The 16,217-nt window shown below is 57.7% G+C and carries 12 protein-coding genes and 1 pseudogene; 2 read left to right on the top strand and 11 right to left on the bottom strand.

Translation table 11 applies throughout. From position 1 onward, the window contains the following. Positions 1 to 76: 76 nt before the first annotated feature. The 9 genes from HZZ13_RS08320 to HZZ13_RS08360 form a co-directional block, all read right to left on the bottom strand. On the bottom strand, positions 77 to 826 hold the full coding sequence (locus HZZ13_RS08320; protein WP_197959144.1) for an SDR family NAD(P)-dependent oxidoreductase: 750 nt from the start codon (positions 824 to 826) through the stop codon (positions 77 to 79). Positions 827 to 871: 45 nt separating this feature from the next. Continuing rightward, on the bottom strand, positions 872 to 1,816 hold the full coding sequence (locus HZZ13_RS08325) for an SMP-30/gluconolactonase/LRE family protein (protein WP_311972610.1): 945 nt from the start codon (positions 1,814 to 1,816) through the stop codon (positions 872 to 874). A 17-nt stretch (positions 1,817 to 1,833) separates the two neighbouring features. Further along, positions 1,834 to 2,811, bottom strand: coding sequence for an ABC transporter permease (locus tag HZZ13_RS08330; RefSeq protein WP_197959145.1), 978 nt, complete (start codon positions 2,809 to 2,811; stop codon positions 1,834 to 1,836). Position 2,812: 1 nt separating this feature from the next. Then, a complete protein-coding gene (locus HZZ13_RS08335; protein ID WP_197959146.1) occupies positions 2,813 to 4,345 on the bottom strand; it encodes a sugar ABC transporter ATP-binding protein in 1,533 nt (510 codons plus the stop codon). Between the two features lie 57 nt (positions 4,346 to 4,402). Further along, entirely contained in the window at positions 4,403 to 5,470 is a 1,068-nt protein-coding gene (locus tag HZZ13_RS08340) for a sugar ABC transporter substrate-binding protein (RefSeq protein WP_197959147.1), read from the bottom strand. A gap of 125 nt (positions 5,471 to 5,595) precedes the next feature. Beyond that, a complete protein-coding gene (locus HZZ13_RS08345) occupies positions 5,596 to 7,137 on the bottom strand; it encodes an aminoacyl-histidine dipeptidase (protein ID WP_246504339.1) in 1,542 nt (513 codons plus the stop codon). 429 nt (positions 7,138 to 7,566) lie between these two features. Continuing rightward, positions 7,567 to 8,550, bottom strand: coding sequence for a D-2-hydroxyacid dehydrogenase (locus tag HZZ13_RS08350; RefSeq protein WP_197959149.1), 984 nt, complete (start codon positions 8,548 to 8,550; stop codon positions 7,567 to 7,569). A 290-nt stretch (positions 8,551 to 8,840) separates the two neighbouring features. Then, positions 8,841 to 9,143 carry a putative quinol monooxygenase gene (locus HZZ13_RS08355; protein ID WP_197959150.1) on the bottom strand — a complete coding sequence of 101 codons (303 nt, stop codon included), beginning with the start codon at positions 9,141 to 9,143 and terminating at the stop codon, positions 8,841 to 8,843. Further along, positions 9,140 to 10,255 carry an isocitrate/isopropylmalate dehydrogenase family protein gene (locus HZZ13_RS08360; protein ID WP_197959151.1) on the bottom strand — a complete coding sequence of 372 codons (1,116 nt, stop codon included), beginning with the start codon at positions 10,253 to 10,255 and terminating at the stop codon, positions 9,140 to 9,142. The genes HZZ13_RS08355 and HZZ13_RS08360 overlap by 4 nt, the downstream gene beginning before the upstream one ends. Positions 10,256 to 10,643: 388 nt before the next feature. Here HZZ13_RS08360 and HZZ13_RS08365 point away from each other — a divergent pair, with 388 nt between their 5' ends. After that, a complete protein-coding gene (locus tag HZZ13_RS08365; RefSeq protein WP_197959152.1) occupies positions 10,644 to 11,387 on the top strand; it encodes a GntR family transcriptional regulator in 744 nt (247 codons plus the stop codon). A 54-nt stretch (positions 11,388 to 11,441) separates the two neighbouring features. On the opposite strand, the gene HZZ13_RS08370 is transcribed toward HZZ13_RS08365, so the two are convergent. Beyond that, on the bottom strand, positions 11,442 to 12,776 hold the full coding sequence (locus HZZ13_RS08370) for an MFS transporter (protein WP_197959153.1): 1,335 nt from the start codon (positions 12,774 to 12,776) through the stop codon (positions 11,442 to 11,444). Positions 12,777 to 12,917: 141 nt separating this feature from the next. On the opposite strand from HZZ13_RS08370, the pseudogene HZZ13_RS08375 reads away from it, so the two are divergent. Then, a pseudogene (locus HZZ13_RS08375) lies at positions 12,918 to 14,548 on the top strand (GMC family oxidoreductase). A 166-nt stretch (positions 14,549 to 14,714) separates the two neighbouring features. Here HZZ13_RS08375 and HZZ13_RS08380 read toward each other — a convergent pair. Next, complete coding sequence (locus HZZ13_RS08380; protein WP_197959154.1) at positions 14,715 to 16,196, bottom strand: aldehyde dehydrogenase; 1,482 nt, start codon at positions 16,194 to 16,196, stop codon at positions 14,715 to 14,717. Between the last annotated feature and the right edge of the window lie 21 nt (positions 16,197 to 16,217).

Raw genomic sequence — 16,217 nt, forward strand, 5'->3', positions numbered from 1 at the left:
GTTCTCGCTGGCGCGGCCACAGATCCATCCAACCTGCAATGCTTTGAAAACGCTCGCGCAGAGACCAGCCATCGCCCTAAACCGCTATCATACCGCCGTCGACCACCAGTTCGGCCCCCGTCATATAACTGGATCCGTCAGAAGCAAGAAAAGTGAGTGCTGCCGCGACCTCAGAGCACTTCCCGGGTCTTGCCATGATCGTGCTTCCCAGAATGAGCCGCGTCTGCTCCGGATCTGAGAAATAATCTTCATTTAGCGGCGTCCTGATCGTCCCAGGATGAATCGAGTTTACCCTTATCCGGTACTGCCACAAGTCGACAGCAGCGGCCTTTGTCAACATGCGGATGGCGCCTTTCGTCGCAGAGTAACCACTCATGCCTGGCATATTCGCAACGATGCCCGACACTGAGGAAACGTTGACAATCGAACCGCCGCCGGCGCGCCTCATGCTGGGAACGATCAGCTTACACCCGAGGAAAGTGCCGCCGACGTTCACGTCGTATAGTCTCTTGAAGTCAACGAGCGAGAAGCTCTCGATTGTCTTTCGGATTAGTATTCCTGCATTGTTAATGAGAACATTGACGCATCCGAGAGCGCGCTCCGCCTCTCCGATGACATTGATCCATGACTCTTCATCGACTACATCATGGGCGACGAAGATCGCTTTGCCGCCCGATGACGAGATCTCGCGGGCGACCCGAGTGCCGTTTTCCGTGTCTACGTCGGTCAGCACAACTGCCGCATGTTGCTTGGCAAACTCGCGGGCGTGGGCTTCTCCCATTCCCTTGGCAGCACCGGTGACTATGGCAACCTTCCCCTGGAGCATCTCTCCCCCTTTCATCCAGCCGAGCTGTGACGGATTGCACGCCGGTCAAATTCCTGTTGTGTTAAGACACACGGCATAGATCGAAGTGCTTGCGGCCATGAACAAACGATTCTTGCGGCGACCGCCGAAGCACACGTTTGCACAGGTCTCAGGAAGATGTATTTTCCCGATCAATGCGCCATCTGCAGAATAGCAGCGAACCCCGTCCTCGGCAGGATCGGCCCATCCCATGCTGCACCAGATGTTTCCGTGGACGTCGACCCGAAGTCCATCAGCAAAACCAGGAGCAAAGTCATCTGCAAACACGGAGCCGTTCTTCAAGCGTCCATCAACTACATTGAACTGGCGGATATGGGAGGGACCGCCGTCTGTGATGCCGCTGTCGACAACATAGAGCCGAGACTCGTCAGGGGACATCGCAAGGCCATTTGGCCTGACGAAGTCGTCAGCGACTACCGTGAGTGAGCCGCTCGGATCGAGTCTGTAGACCGCGCGAGGGAGCTCGGCTTCCTGCTTGATGCCTTCATAGTCGCTATCAATCCCGTATCCCGGGTCAGTGAACCAGACGGCGCCATCCGACGTCACAATGACGTCGTTGGGTGAGCTAAGACGTTTTCCTTCGTAACGATCTGCGAGTACCGTTATGTTGCCGTCCAACTCCGTTCTGGTGACGCGCCTGAGATGCTCGCAGCTCACGAGGCGTCCGGCCCGGTCGCGGGTATTGCCGTTGGCGTAGTTTGAGGGGCTTCGGTATATTCCTAATTTTCCATCGGATTCGAGCCATCGGTAAATGCGATTGTTCGGGATATCGCTGAATAGAAGGCAACCACTATCGCCGAAATAAACCGGACCTTCTACCCAGCCGAAGCCGGTTGCAAGGCGCTCGATCGGCGCATTGCCAATTTTGTAAGTAAAGCGTCTATCCAACGCCTCGACGCCGGCGACCGGATACCGTGAGCTATTTTCAATCGGGCCGAGAGCAAAACCCACAGCAGATTCTCCTCACCCTAGGCTTCTTTCAAGCGGCCGCCAAACTTGTCGGCGCACACAGCCATCAGGATGATCGCGCCGATCACGACCTGATGCCAGAACGTGTTGACGTTCAGGATATTGAGGCCGTTGCGTACGACGGCCATGAGGATCGCACCGGCCGCGGTACCCAGCAGGGACGCCTTGCCTCCGGCCAGGCTCGTCCCTCCCATGACCACTGCTGCGATCACGTCCAGTTCATATCCCTCGCCAGCCTCTGGCATCGCCGCTTCAAGGCGAGATGTGAGGAGAACACCCGAAAGAGCGGCCAGAAATCCCGTCAGGGCGTAGACAGTGATCTTAATGTGATCGATCCTTATACCGACCAGACGCGCGGCTTCCGGGTTGCTACCGATCGACAGAGTGTAGCGTCCGAACCGCGTTTGATAGAGTAGAAAGTAGATCGCCAAAAACGTCACTATGGTGATTAGAACCGGCATCGGTACCAGCCAGACGAAGCCTTGTCCGAACATCTGGAAGGTCGGGTTAGACAAACCCGTGAGTGGAATGCCTTCGGTGTAGACCATGATCAATCCGCGGGTCATGACCATCATCGCCATGGTCACAATGAAGTCGGCAATCTTCACTTTCGCGACCAACACACCGTTTACGATTCCGATCAGCGTTCCAGCCGCGAGACTTGCCGCGACGCTGGCGAACGGATTAAATCCCCGGTTCATCAGATCGGCGGCGATCAGACCCGTGAAGGCAAGCGTTGAGCCGACCGAGAGATCTATACCGCGCATGGCGATGACGAGCGTCGCGCCGAATGCTATGATGGCGACGAAAACGGCCTGTCGCGTGATGTCCGTGAGATTTCCCAGACTCAAGAAACGCGGCGAGGCCAGGCCAAGCGCGGCGATCAACACGATCAATGCGATCAAGATGCCGCTGCCGCCCCCTGACAGCTTGAACCGTGAGCCGAGCGATTTTACGCCCAGAGTCTGAGCCGACATCCTATCCTCCACGAGTCCCCTCGTATGTCCGTTGAATTGAAAGCGAGGCGATAGTCTCTTCGCTCGCGGAAGAGGCGTCCAGGATTCCGGCAGCTTCTCCCTCGAACATTACGAGAATCCGGTGGCACAACCCGATCAGCTCCGTGCTATCGGATGAAACGACGATGACCCCTTTGCCCATCCGAGAACTGGCTACGATCAACTGGTAGACATCTGCCTTGGCCTTGATGTCGATCCCGCGGGTTGGCTCCTCGAGCAGGATCACTTCCGGCTCGGTCAATAGCCATCTTGCGAGCAGCACTTTTTGCTGGTTGCCGCCGCTCAAGCGCCCGATCGGCTGGTGAGGACCTTCCGACTTAATTCCCATCTCTTTGATGTATTTGATGCACCAGCTTCGCTCGGCGCCTTGATTTAGCCGGATGCCGCCGAGCTTAGGCAGACTGGAAGCAGTCAAATTCCACCCGACGCTGTGTTCGGCGAAAATGCCTTGCGTCTTTCGTTCGGCGGGTAGAAACGCAATGCCGCTACGCATCGCAGATGATATTGAATCGATGGCGACCGGTTTCCCCTTCAAGAAGATATTTCCTGCATCTGCCGTCCCATCGCCAAACAGTGCCCTTACGAGCGGGCTCTTGCCTGATCCTTCAAGTCCCGCGAGGCCTAAAATCTCTCCTTCATGTAAATTGAAGCAAATGTCTTGGAACGCTCCCTTCCGAGAGAGCCCTTCTACCCTGAGGATTGGATTCACGCCTGGGCTCGTTTTGGCCGGGAATTGCTTTCCAAGCGAGCCGCCGATCATCAGGCCGATCACTTTGCTCACGTCGAGCGCCGAGGCCGGCAGGTCGGCGACGCACGCTCCATCGCGCAAGACGATCACGCGGTCACAGATCGTCAGCACCTCGTCCAGTTTATGGGAAACGTAGATGACGGATTTTCCGGCCCGTTTCAGGTCGTTGATGATCCTGACAAGCCGCTCTCTCTCCGCTTTTTCGAGTGCCTCCGTTGGCTCATCCATGATGAGGATGTTCGCGTTTGAATTCAACGCCCGGGCAATCTCCACGATCTGCCGCTGGGCAAGGGTGAGAGCGCCAATCGGGCAATCGAGATCGAGTTCGACGTTCAGTACCTTGTTCAGGATCTGCTGCGCGCTGTCGCGCATGGCCTTCTTTCGAAGCGGCGAAGTAAGCCGTGGCGATGTCCCAATCGAGATTTCACGGCCGATAAAGATGTTTTCGACGGCATTCAGATCGGGAAAAAGACTAAGCTCCTGATAGATGATACTTATTCCGGCTCGTTGGGCATCCGCCGGCTCGCGAATGTCGACGTGTACGCCGTTGACCTCGACCTCTCCTTGATCAGGGACGTGCGCGCCGGCGAGAATTTTCATCAGCGTGGATTTCCCGGCACCGTTTTCACCGACCAGGCCGAGCACTTCGCCCTTGGCGAGGTTCATCGAAACGTTGAACAGCGCGTTGGTCGCGCCGAATCTCTTTCCGACCCCCGTGATCTTCAGAGCTTGTTCCGGTTTCGCCATCAGAGAGTCCTTCCAACGGAGAGAGCCGCGCAACGCACACGGCTCTCTCCCTAGCCCCTACTTGGTAGACTTCGCCACGTAGATGTAGTCGGACGGGTCGAAAGTGCCGATGTTACTGGCGTCGTATGTCTTCGGGGCGACGAAGATCTTCTTTGGAACGCCCTCGCCCTTCATGACGAACTGTTCGACGGCACGGACGATATTGCGCCCTTCTTCCTTCGCGCCGGTATCTACGGTCGCTGCAAAGTCCCCGACCTTGATTGCGTCATTGGCTTCCTTCATGTTCTCGTATCCGACGATCGCGATCTTTCCGTTCAGCTTTCTTGCCTTGAGCGCCTGCAGGCCACCCAGCGCCATTTCGTCATAAAGAGCGACAAGAATGTCGATGTCTGGATGCGCGGTGAGCATGTTCTCCGTCACGCTGAGACCTTGCGCCCGCACCCAACCAGCAGGCTGTTTCGCAACAATCTTCAGGTTCGGGTACTTTGAGATGATCTCATTGAAGCCCTTCATGCGCTGAGCGGTATGCGGCCCAGGGAGACCTTCCAAGATGGCGATTTTGACTTCACCCTTGTCCTTGTAGTGGTCTACGATCCATTGCGCTTGAGCACGACCACCGTCACTCTGGTCGTATCCGATGTCACTCACATAGTATGGATCATCGGCGACGGGCGAATTGAACAGGAAGACGGGAATGCCGGCCTCGGTCGCGCGACGGATCAGAGGTTCCAACGCGCCCTCGTTGTAGAGAGCGACAGCAATTGCGTCTACGTGCTCATTAATCCACGCTTCCATCGTGCGGACCTGATCGTCTGTCGCGGACTGGCTCTTTGGCGCCTGAACGAGCAACTGAATCGTACTAGGACCACCCAACCTGTCGATCTCTTCCTTCACGCCGGCCAGGACCCGTTGGTAATAGGTATCCATGGCGGTGGGCAAGAAACCAACCTTCAACGGCCGGTGAGCCTTGGCTTGGGGCTTCGCCTCCTTACCGGTCGCCGGAATTACTTTGTCCAGAAGAATTCCGGGAAATGCGGCGCCGTAATCAGCAGCACGCACCACCGCAGGAACGATCATCGCCGCAAGCAAGGTGGCGGCAAACGGCAAGCTAATAGAACGTCTCATGTTTCCCCTCCAATGATTTCTAGGTACTGCACGTGCCGCACGCGCAAGCGCGGGCAGCCCTCGCCGATCGCTCCGATGACCCGGAGCGCCGCAAACGATCAATCGTTCGATGCGGTATCCTGCCGCTAATCCTTGAGATTGCGGAGAATCTCCTTCAAGAGCCGCCAAATAGGCTCTACCGTCGTATGGTTCAGGCGCTCCCGCGTCGTGTGGACGTCGAACGCTTCAGGCCCTATGGAGATCATGTCGATTCCGGGAATCTTCTGGTTGAAGAGGCCAAGTTCGAGGCTCGAGTGCGAGACCTCTACATGCGGCTTGACCTTGAAGGTCTCTTCGTAGGCGCGCGTGGCCACCGCCAAGAGCTTGGAGTCCTTGTTGTAGGGCCACTCGGGGCAGTCGGCGAAGGTCGTCACCTTTGTGCCGCGCCCCATCAGCGCAGCCAATCGCTCGATGCGCTTCAGGATCGCGTAGCGTCGCGAGCTGATCGCACTTGGGATGGTCGAAAGAATCTCAACCTCCTCGTCGCTTGTCGACAGCAAGGCGATCGTATTCGAGCTCTCTACCAGGTTGGCAATGGTAAGGCTCATGCTCTGGACCCCATTGGGTGTGAGCGTGATGGCCTGGACGACCGAGTTGGCAGTGATGTCCGAGAGAACACGTTCCACAGCTTCAGTGTGACGCTCCAACCCGACCTCGAGCTTGGGGTCGCTGACAAAGAACTCCTTTTTTAGATCCGCCGAAACGCTCCTGACGATTTCGTTCGCTCGGTCCAGATCAGCTTGATGCACGAGCAGGATCGCTTCGGCGTCGCCCGGGATGACGTATCGATTGACGCCTCCTTTGACGGAGGCAAGCCTAATCGGCAGTTCATCGAGGAGTGCACCAAGGATTCGGGCGAGAAGGACAATCGCATTGGCGCGTTCGAGGTGAATGTCAAACTCCGAGTGACCGCTGCTGAGCCCCTTCACGAACGCGCGCAGCGGCGTGAGGCCAGCCGGCGATTTCTGCCACTCAGCCGGTATTCGGAACCGAGCCGAGATATCGCCCGCGCAGCCTGCGAACAGGCTCTTTGGGTCGTGCCAATTGAAGTCGATCAGCCGCTTTCCAGTCAGGCGAGACGCATCGAAATACTGGGCGCCTCCCTTCCCCACTTCCTCCTGTACGGTAAGCACGACCTCCAGCGGTGGATGTGGAATATCTGTCGAATCGAGCACCGACAATGCCAGAGCTACTCCTACAGTATTGTCCGCGCCGAGCGTCGTGCCCGTGCCATGGATGAAGTCACCATCGATCCGAAGTTTGATACCTTCCTTCTCGAAATCGTGATGCACTCCTTCATCGCTTTCGCACACGATATCGGTATGACCATGGAAGATTACTGGAGCCGCACTCTCGTACCCATGCGTTCCAGGTTTTTTCACGAGGATGTTGTGAATGTCGTCTTGGAAGTATTCGAGTCCACGATCCCGCGCGAACTGCGCTATGTAGTCGCTAACCTGCTTCTCGTTATACGAGCCGCGCGGGATCCGGCTGATCTCCTCGAAATAGTGAAAGAAGATTTCGGGCTTGAGGCCGGATAGGATACGGTTCGTCTCAGCACCACCCGCTCGAGCTTCGGTCTGTCGCCCGCTTGCAGTATCGGTCAAGGTCTGGTGCGCAGACATCATCTTCCTCCCATGGCTCCGCGCCGCTTTGTTGCGACCGCTTCGGAAGGCATGATAGGAAGTAGGAAAATAGCATCAAACGAATTACTTGATCAGTTGAGTGAGCTACATTCACTTGATATGACGCCGATAAATGGATAGAGAGCTCCGCCACCAGTTCTTCACAGGAGCTTATTTAGGTCTCCGGAGCTGTCCTGCGTCCGATCATCCTCCCGCACGAAGCGCACGGGATTTTCAGACCTTGCTGATGCATAGCGCTGAAGGGGAGCTGGAAAGAATAGCGCGGCTCCCAGATTTAGCAGCAGAACCGTTTAGCCAAACGGGAGCCTCGTAGCCGAACTTGCTCAGAGGGTGTTCGGCCTTGAACAGAACTGAGGAAATAGCGGAGCCGGCGCCGATAAGACGTGCTCGCACGTCATGAGCGGAATGCGCTCAAGCTCTGAGCGGCTCTACGACATTTTGAGGGCGGCCGCTCCAATATGCCTCAATGTTATCCACTAGCTGGTCGGCGAGCGATTGGATTGCCTCGCGGCTGGCCCACGCAACATGCGGCGTAAGAATAACGTTCGGCAGTTCAGTCAAACGTATAAGTGGATGATCATTTGGCGGTGGCTCGACGGTCGCGACGTCAAATCCCGCGCCGGCGATTAACCCCCGGCGCAGAGCCTCGCCCAAGGCAACCTCGTCTACTAGGCCGCCTCTTGCGGTGTTGATTAGCAGGGGCTTGCGGTCCATTAGCGCAAACTCAGGAGCCGCGATCATGTTTCGCGTGGCGGACGTGAGGGGAGCGTGGAGAGTGATCACATCGGATGTGCGCAACACGTCTTCGAATGGCGTGTACAGCGGTCCCATACCAGGAACTCCCTTGTAGGCCGAGAATAGGACTCGCATTCCAAACGCGCGACCGATGTCCGCAACCGCTCTGCCTAACGCGCCGTCGCCGATGATGCCAAGAACCGATCCAGCCAGGTCGCGAATTGGATGATCGAAGTAGCAAAACTGGCCGGATGCGGCCCACCGACCGTCACGCACGGAATCCCGGTAAGCAAGCAAGCTTCGGCGCAATGCCAACAGCAATGCAAAGGTGTGTTCGGGTACAGTATTCGTCGCGTAATTCCGGATGTTCGATACCGTTATGTCTCTAGCGGCGCAGGCCGAAAGATCTATGATATCGGTCCCCGTTGCCGCAACAGCGACGAGCTTGAGATTGCGGGCCCTCGCGACCGCCGCCGCATTTATCGGCACCTTGTTGGTTATGACGATATGGGCGTCTGCTACTCTATTGCCGACTTGATCTGGCTCGGTGGCAGCAAATTCCTGCAGTTCGTGCGGAAAAGCGAATGGCCGCAGGGCGATGTCCGACGGCATGGTGTCGCGATCGAGAAACACGATCTTGGACAATTCGTTCTGAATCATGTTTCATCCCTTAGTCGAACAGTGCAATCTCGCGGAACCGACAGCGCGCTACCGCCAGGCGCAATTCGCGCCGAGAGTCGACCAGTGTCACCCGCTCGTCCCTCACTATTTAGCGCTTCTCCCCTGAGATAAAACGAAAAGCACCTCCGGATAGATGAGTTCTGGTCAACTGACTTGAACCACTCACGAATTTCGCAGATGTTTTTGGCAATATGCCGCGGCATTAACGCACCCACCGTCGTCCGGAATTGCCAGCGATCCAGCCAAGCAGCCGGTATAATTCGTCTTTCCTACTGATCAGGGTCGATCTTCGCGTAGGTTGCCACGCGCTTGTCGATTACCCATGAGGAAACCAACTGGTCGAAGCTGCGAAAGTGCTCGGTGGCGAGGTGGGCATCGAAAGCCTCTTTATCGTCGTAGAGTTCGTAGAGGAAGATTTCAGCCCCCTCCTTCGCCTCACAGACCTCAAAGAGATGGCATCCTGGCTCCAGTCCAAGAGAATCAGCAGCGTTCTTCGAGATCGCCTTCCGGAAATCTGCTCGGTATTCTGCCTTGATCGAGAAGCTGACGGTGACTACGAACCCTCCCATCATGCGACTTCCTTAATGGCGCTCGGAAGTGCTGCGATCGTTTCGCGGGTGACCGTGGCGCAGCCCGCTGCGCCTCCCAGTTCGATCGGTACGGTGCCCGAAGACAGCGCGATTTCAACCGCACTCTCGATCAACCGAGCTCGCGTTTCAAGGCGAGGTTCATTGTGTTTCTCGGCAAGCCAATCGAGCATCATCGCTGCCGATAGAAACATGGCGCACGGATTTGCCTTGCCTTGACCGGCGATGTCAGGCGCGGTGCCGTGAGCCGGCTGGAACAGGGCATGCGCATCGCCAACGTCGGCGGAAGGAGCCATTCCCATGCCTCCGACCAGACCCGCGGCGAGATCCGAAAGAATGTCTCCGAACATGTTCTCCGTGACCATGACATCCAAGGTCCAGGGCTTCTTCACCATGGTGAGAGCCATGGCGTCCACGTAGGCGTGATCCGCTTCGATACCGCCATGCTTGGCCGCCACCTCGTCGAAAACCTTTCGAAAGAAGGCCATCGACGCAAACACGTTTGCCTTGTCTACGCAGGTGACTCTAGCCTTCTTGCCGCGCGCTTGCCGTCGCTCTGCGACACGAAAGGCGAAATCGCTGACACGCGCTGTTCCAGCCCGGCTGATGTGCATCGTGTCGTAGGCATCGCGGTCGTCGATCAGTTCACCCTTACCTCTGGCGTAGAACAGCCCTTCCGTCTGCTCTCGGATCAACACGAAGTCGATGTCGCGCGCCCGTGGATCCGACAGAACGTTTGGCAATCCCGGAAACCAGCGAATGGGTCTGACACCGGCGTAAAGATCGAGCGCCATGCGCAGATCCAACTGCGGAATGATCTCGGTCCCATCGGCGTGCCTGATGTCCGGCCATCCCATCGCCCCGAACAGGACAGCGTCCGCCTTTCGGCAGGCATCGAGCGTGATATCCGGCAAGGCCTCGCCGCTCGTCGCGTAGTATTGGGCGCCGGCGTTCCAGATCGTGGTCTTTAGGGGCGGCCCTCCGGATGCCGTGGTTTCGACGGCCGACAGCACTTCCAGGCAGGCGGCCATCACCTCGCGCCCTATGCCGTCGCCGGGAAGTACGGCAATGTCCAGATGATTCGATGAAATCGTCAAAGTGCCTCTCCAGATCTGTGTTCAAGTGGGGCTGGTCGCGCCTGCTTGCGAGTGTCGCGCCGACCTTGACGGCGATATTGCGGAATGACGGAACTAATCGCTTCCAATGGAATCAGCGGCTTCATCGTTGCATTTGCATTCCTTAATGAATTCATTATTGTACTTTAGCGTTCTGCTGCGTTTGCCGCAAGCGCTGACGTGGTGTTTTCTCGAAGAGAGCGGAGCACGTCCTTCTGAAGGGCTACCATCCACTTTTTTTCAAGGAAACTCGGACACCTGCTTCTCTTTTTCGATGGAGCGTGCCTAGTCTGCCAGGAAGCACGTGATGCGTCGAAATTCGTGTCGCGTACCGGAAGAAGCGCAAGGAAAAGACAGGTAGCCGGCTGCAATGACCATCAAGCCTCGAAGGAATTCGCCCGAACGCAAGGCAGTCAAACCGAAAATTCCGACGAGCGGACGTTCGGCAGCTGCTCCTGCACGGGGCGTCCGGCCTAACCAGGCCGATGTCGCCTACTCCCGACTGCGGGAACTCATCTTGGCCGGATCGATAGCTCCGGGCAGCTTCGTTCTCGAACTCGAGGCCGCGGCTAAGCTCGGGATGAGCCGCACGCCCGTGAGGGAGGCGATGGTCAGGCTGCGCGCGGAGGGCATTGTCGAGATTCGCGCCAGGCACGGAATGCGAGTCCTTCCAGTCTCGGCCGACGACATGCGCGAGATCTACGAGGTGATTACCAGCCTGGAGTCCACCGCCGCCGGGCTCGTTGCCAAGCGAGGGATCGATACAAACGCACTGTCCTCCCTCAACGAGGCCGTGAAGGCGATGGATTCCGCGCTGGAGCGCGACGATCTGGAACGCTGGGCGCAGGCGGACGAGGATTTCCATCGCACGCTGATCAACAGCTGCGGCAATGGCCGCCTAATCCAGACCGTCGATCAATTTTGGTCGCAAGCACATCGCGCGCGTCTTTTAACTTTACGTCTGCGGCCGAAACCCACTCAATCGAATCGCGAACATGCTGCCCTGGTTAAGGCCATCGCGAAGGGTGACGCGGAGGCCGCCGTGCGCATTCACCAGGAACACCGCGAGCGGGCGGGACGCCTGCTGACCGACCTTCTGCGCAAGATCGGCTAGGCGGTCGGCTCATGGAAGTTGCTGTGCACGCCAAGGACGGCGCGCGCAGCGCATTCAAGATGCGGTTCCCAGGTTCGCCTGTGCCGACGCCGACATCCACCGCGAGCGTTGCAGCAGAAAGTATGCGAGCGACACCGCAACGCAAACGGCCCAGATCGCCGCCACACAATAGATCCCCAAGTCCAGCGTTTTGGTGGACTGGGTGAGATAACCGATGATGAATGGCGCGAAGAAGCCCGCCGTTAGACCGACCGAGTTGATGAACGCTATGCCGGTAGCTGCGGAGATGCCCTTGAGAGCAGCAGTCGGCAGGCTCCAGAACACGGGCAGCGTGGCCATGACGCCGCCCAGTGCCATGCTCAGTCCTACCAAAACCATAACGAGAGTGTCCTTGAACCAAATGCTGATCAGGAATCCCAAGATGCCGAACAGGCAGCTTCCGACAAAGTGCAGACCACGCTCCCGCCTGCGGTCCGAGCTTCGGCCAACCAGGAGCATCACGAGAACCGCGCCTGCGTACGGGACTGCCGAGTAGATCCCGAGCTGCACGGTGTCAGTGACCCCACTGCCCTTGATGAGCGAGGGCAGATAAAAGAACACTCCCGATTGCGCAAGCACGATGCCGAAGAGGATCACTGCAAGCATTAGAACGTCGATATTTTTGAAAACCGCGGCGATCCCGAGAGAGGGCTTTTTGGTGTTTTCAGATTCTATGTTCGTTCGCAAACGGACCTTCTCGCCCCTCGTCAGCCAAGTTGCATCTTCGATATTGTCGCAAAGTGTGAACCAGACCACGAATGCAAGAATTACAGCGGGAAGACCCTCCACAAGGAACATCCATTGCCAGCCGGTGAGGGAAGCAACGCCGTGCATATTGGCGATGATCAAGCCGGAGAGCGGAGCTCCGAAGATGCCGGCGAGTGGAGCGGCCAGATAGAACAGCGAAGTGACGGTTGCGCGCCGTTCTGTGGGGTACCAGCGCATCATGTAAAAGATGACACCGGGAAACAGGCCCGCCTCGCCGATGCCGAGCGCAATGCGCATGATGTAAAACGAGTGTTCCGACCATACGAGGGCCATTCCCATCGAGATCAGGCCCCAGGTCAGGAGAATTCGGCCGAGCCAGCGGCGCGGACCGAAGTAGTGGAGCAGCAGATTGCTGGGAACTTCCGAAGCTGCGTAGCCGATGAAGAATAGTCCGGCGCCCAGACCATAGATGGCTTCGTTGAGGCCGAGGTCTCCCATCATCTGTGGCTTCGCGAAAGAGACGTTGATCCGGTCCAGATAGGAGATCGTGTAGCAGGTAATCAGCAGCGGCATCAGATGCCGTGTCACCTTTTTGTAGAGCGGATTGTCCTTCGGATCCTGAGCGGGCATCTCCAAGCTCATGCTAGTCTCCTCCTGAGTATACCGCATTTGTTAATGTATACGTTAATGTCACAATTGCAGAGACGGGCTAGGGATGCAAGTACTTTTCTGGAAAGGCGTGCCTTGAGCGGGTTGCCAGCGAGCGGATAAGGGGAAGTGCTGATGCGTGAGGAAATCGATTATGTGATCGTGGGCGCTGGTGCGGCCGGCTGCGTGCTCGCAAATCGCCTGTCGGCCGATAGTGCCACGACGGTCTGCGTCCTCGAGGCTGATCCTGTGGACCGCAATCCGTTCATTCATATGCCAGCCGGGTTTATCAAAACGCTTTTCGATCCTTCATGCACCTGGCAATTCAAGACGGATCCGACCCCACGTACGGGGGGACGAGCTATCTCGACGACCCAAGGCCGCACGCTAGGAGGTAGCTTCGTCGATCAACGGCATGGTCTATAACCGTGGCCAGCCAGCGGATTTTAACGGATGGGCTCAACGCGGGAACCGCGGTTGGGGATGGGACGATGTTTTGCCCTATTTCCGTCGCTCCATTCGCAGAATCGCGATCGAGAACGATGATGCTGCCCATGAAATCATTCCTGTGAGCCGCATGGCCTGGATTCACCCTGCGTCAGAAGCGTTCATCCGCGGCTGCATCGGTGTCGGCATCCCCTCAATCAGGACTACAATTCCGGTCGGCAAGAGGGCGTCGGATATTTCCAGCGTACCATCCGGAATGGACTGCGTGTGAGCAGCGCGAAGGCCTTCCTGAGACCGGCGCTCGGTCGATCGAATCTGGATTTACGGACAGGCGCGCGCGCATGCAAAATCGTCATCGAGTCCAGGCGAGCCACCGGCGTTCGTTACGTTCGGCAACGTGGGGCGCCTCCCCTGGAGGTTCGGGCGCGCCGCGAGGTTATCGTGTCCAGCGGTACAGCGAATACCGCGCGTCTACTGCAGATCTCTGGCATTGGTCCCGCACAATTGCTTCGAAGCATCGGAGTCGAGGTGCTCCACGAACTTCCGGGCGTCGGCGAGAATTTTCGTGATCACCTCGCCGTGCGTGTTGTAATGCGTGCGCGGGATGCATGGTCACCTTGAACGAACTGTCGCGCGGCTTTCGACTGGGCGGGCAGATCGCGCGATGGGCGGTGCGTCGACCAAACATACTCGCCACCACACCCTCGCAGGTTCATGTATTTTGGAAGTCCTCCGAGGCTCTCGACGCGCCCGATCTGCAATGTGTCTTCCCCCCTGGTTCTTACAAGCAAGGCGCCGTCTACGTTTTGGATGACTATCCGGGGTTCACGGCCGGGGCTTGGCCCCACAGACCGCAGAGCTCGGGATATGTGCGCGCACGATCGGCGGACGTCTTCGATGACCCGGTCCTTCAGCCCAACTATCTGGAAGACGCTGCCGATCGGCGTGTCACTGTCGATGGACTGCGCTTGCTTCGTCGGCTGTTAACGAGCCCCGAATTCTCTGAATTCATTTCCCACGAGACCCTCCCGGGACCGGATGTACGGACTGATGACGAGCTGCTCGACTTTGCCTATGCTAATGGAAGCACATGTTATCACCTCGTCGGGACCGTCCGAATGGGCCCTGCAGATGATTCGGGCGCAGTGGTCGACAACGAGCTCCGCGTCCACGGCTTGGCCGGCCTGCGGATCGTTGACGCTTCCATCATGCCGACGATGCCTTCAGCCAATACATACGCCACGACGCTGATGATTGCGGAGAAGGCAGCCGATATGATCCGCGACAGAAGGGCCGCGTCCCCAGATCTCGCGCCTTGATCCTCGGATTTAGATAAAGGCGGCCGCTGCCAAAGGGCAGCGGCCAAGTCGAGGGAGGAAGCAGACGACCGGCCTGCCAGCGGAGAGCGCGAGATCCGGCAAATACTTTGCCGTACGGCGATATTTGCTTCAGATCGCGACTCTGACTGAATTCCGAAACGGGTCTTCAACGCATTACGAAGGGATCGGCAACATCTTCTGCGGTGCTGATCATCACGCTCTTGGTCTGCAGATAGTTCTGGATGGAATCGAGCCCGTTCTCGCGACCGATCCCCGAGTGCTTGTAGCCTCCCAGAGGAGAGAGATAGCTGATCACTCTATAAGTGTTGACCCAGACCGTCCCGGCCTGAAGTCTCTCCGACATTCTTAGCACCCGGCGGATGTCCCTGGTCCAGAAGCCGGCCGCAAGGCCATAGGTCGTGTCGTTGGCGATCCTGAGAGCCTCCTCCTCGTCGTCGAACGGGATGCAGGCCAAAACGGGCCCGAAGACCTCCTCTTGTGCAATCCGCATCTCGTTGCGAACACCAGTGAAGATGGTCGGTTCGACGAAGTAGCCGCCATCTCCGACCTCGGGTCCCGATGCGGGCCCGCCGCCGAGAACGCATGTCGCCCCTTCGCCCTTGGCGACACCGATGTACTCGAGGATCTTGCGATATTGGGGAGGCGTGGTGACCGGACCCACTTGCGTACCAGTCAGCAGCGGATCACCCTTCTTGGCACGCTTGGCGAATTCGACAATCCGTTCGACGAAACGATCATGGATGCTTCGCTGGACCAGCAGGCGTGAACCAGCGATACATGTCTGACCAGTCGCAGCGAAGATTCCGGAGATCACGCCTTTGACCGCATTGTCGATCTCCGCATCGTCGAAGACGATGTGCGGAGATTTTCCGCCGAGCTCGAGTGTGACCTTTTTGAACGTGCGGGCCGCGACCTGGCCGATGTGCCGACCAGTGTTCTCGCTCCCCGTGAACGCGATCTTGGCCACGTCCGGATGGCACGTCAGAGCATCTCCGATTTCGTTTCCGAAGCCGGTGACGACGTTAAATACTCCAGCGGGAAATCCCGCTTTCTCGACCAACTTGGCGAACTCGAGCGTCGAGGCTGATGTGAACTCGGATGGCTTCGCGACGAAAGTATTGCCCGCGGCGAGTGCCGGTGCGAGCTTGTAGGCCAGAAGGAGCAGGGGTGAATTCCAGGCCGTGATGCCCACGCAGACGCCCAGCGGCTCGTGACGAGTGAAATTGAACGTCTGCGGCTTGTCGATCGGAATGACGGCGCCTTGGATTTTGTCAGCGAGACCGCCGAAATAGTAATACCATTGCGGAATGTAGCGCAGTTGGAAAGCCATCTCGTTGATAAGCTTTCCGTTGTCGGTCACCTCAATACGCGCGAGCATGTCGGCGTTCTCGGCAATGAGGTCACCCAATCTGCGTAGGAGATGGCCTCTGTCGCTCGGCGTCAGCTGTGGCCATGGCCCCGTCGTGAACGCCGACTTGGCGGCAAGGACGGCTTGATCGACATCCGTCTGCCTTCCGCGCGGGATCATCGCCCAAGGCTTGCCCGTGAAGGGATTCTGACTCTCGAACTGCTCGCCACCGGCTGCATCGACCCACTGACCGCCGATAAACATCTTGTAGGATTGCATGCTCTCACCGTTCGGCTTGGT

It is taken from the genome of Bradyrhizobium agreste, assembly GCF_016031625.1.
GTDB lineage: Bacteria > Pseudomonadota > Alphaproteobacteria > Rhizobiales > Xanthobacteraceae > Bradyrhizobium > Bradyrhizobium agreste.